The sequence below is a fragment of the Flammeovirga agarivorans genome (assembly GCF_012641475.1).
GTDB classification, from domain to species: domain Bacteria; phylum Bacteroidota; class Bacteroidia; order Cytophagales; family Flammeovirgaceae; genus Flammeovirga; species Flammeovirga agarivorans.
This window is the reverse complement of sequence record NZ_JABAIL010000039.1, coordinates 1-1,937: the sequence shown is the minus strand read 5'-3', so window position 1 is coordinate 1,937 and position 1,937 is coordinate 1. Positions and strand designations below refer to the sequence as shown.

The following is a 1,937-nucleotide window of genomic DNA, read 5'->3' as shown; positions in this document are numbered from 1 at the left end:
TACTACCTCCAACATCAACTAAACTCCAATCACGGTTGACACAACCGCTCACGTAGTTTAGTCATCACGTTGTATGCCATTAATAAATAAAATGGAAGCTAAAACAAATGAATCATACTTACACTTTGCAGTGGTAGGTGGTACGTATATTGACTTTAGTAATATAGACTTAAGTCATTGGGGAATACAAGGTGGACTTGTAGAAGATAATAATACTGAGAAATATATTCATTCCATTTCATTAAAAGATCAAGAAGAAAGAAATTGGAAACTTGTGAAAGAAGTATCTCAAGGTAGGGAAAATGGTGTTGGACGAAATAGAGATTGGGAATATATGAATCTTCTTTGGCCTTTAGACTTAAAAAATCCCCCAACAGAAGATGATTACTTTGAAGCAATTGAAGCCATAAGAGTTATTCATCCTTCAGTGATTCATATTCAAAATACTTTAGGAGCTCAATATTTTGAAGACAAAGGTATCTACTTTGCCAGTTGGTCTACTTTCGACAATTATCACTGGTATAAGTATGAAGAGCCTCAAGAACAATACTTCATATATCCTGAGGAAAACTTAAAGCAGACAAACGAATTCTTAGTTTATTATAAGGATAATTATAAAAAAAGGGACTACATACAAAATGCAATAAAGTACTATTCTGAATCGTTCAGAGTAAATAGTAGAGAAATGTCTTTTATTTGTTTGTGTATATGCTTGGAGACAATTGTTCCTGGAAAAGAACAATTATCCTATAGATTTAGAAGAAATCTGTCTGTATTATGTTCAGATTCGAATGAAAGAGGAAAGAAAATTTATAAAAAGGCTAATCAACTTTATGGTTATCGTTCAAAACTAGTTCACTCAGGAATGTCTAGTAAAGATTTTAAAAAGTTTGATTTGTTTTTTGAATACGCTCAGATACTAGCATCTAGAATGATTATAGAAATGCTTTTACATGACTTACCAAAGATAGACGATTTGGATAAGAGAATGACCGAGTTGGGGTTTGGACAAAAAGAAGAAATTTCAGAAAACTATACCGAATTTAAAGGCAATATATCGACTTGGTATAAAGTATCTGAATATGAATTTGAAAAATAAAACGGCATACAACAATAGCTAATCTCCATCCATCGGGTGACGCACCCGCTGGTCGTAGTTTAGCATTTACGTTACCTACAATTACTAGTACCTATAACTAAAGCAAATGAAAAAAATTACAGACTATACAGAAGAAAAACTTCTTACAAGAACGCAAAGAGATGAATATGGAAATAGAGTGCAAGTTGAAGAATTATACGAATTTCCCATAACAGTTAACTCTATAAAACCTGGTCCTCGATTCGCACATTTTTTAGCAGATTTTATTTTATACTCCTTAATTACTAGATTCTTATTTTTGGAACCATTTCTTTACTTCAATCCTGAAATAACAATGTTAGATGAAGTAAGTAAAGATAATTTAATAAAGGGTTTTTTGTTTAGTATTTTATTTAGTGTTATGGTTTTTGGAAGTGGTTTCCCCACCTATTGTTTTATTTTTGAATTCTATTTTCAACGAACTCCTGGTAAATATTTAACTTCAAGCTATGTAATAGATGAGTATTTAAATAAACCATCGAGGAAACAGTTATTGTTGCGAAGTATCGTAAGAATAATAAATCCTTTTGACGCATTAAGTTGTATTGATAACCCGAGTAGGGGTTGGCATGACAAATGGTCAAAAACGTATGTTGTAACTGAAGAAGAGTTGAAAAGGTTACAAGAAATCAAAAATATGGATACAACTCAAATAGCATAAAAAGTAGGTAACATTAGCTAATCTCCATCCATCGGGTGACACACCCGCTGGTCGTAGTTTAGCATTTACGTTGTGTGGTATTGTCTAGTAAGTACAAATATCAAAATTAGAAATGATTAATTATAATTTTAATAAAAT

General features: G+C 31.6%; 2 protein-coding genes. Both read left to right on the top strand.

From position 1 onward, the window contains the following. Positions 1 to 91: 91 nt before the first annotated feature. The gene (locus HGP29_RS28060; RefSeq protein WP_168885792.1) at positions 92 to 1,099 is read left to right on the top strand and encodes a HEPN domain-containing protein; all 1,008 of its coding nucleotides are present in this window, start codon (positions 92 to 94) and stop codon (positions 1,097 to 1,099) included. Between the two features lie 106 nt (positions 1,100 to 1,205). Continuing rightward, complete coding sequence (locus HGP29_RS28055; protein WP_168885791.1) at positions 1,206 to 1,799, top strand: RDD family protein; 594 nt, start codon at positions 1,206 to 1,208, stop codon at positions 1,797 to 1,799. The last annotated feature ends 138 nt before the right edge of the window (positions 1,800 to 1,937 follow it).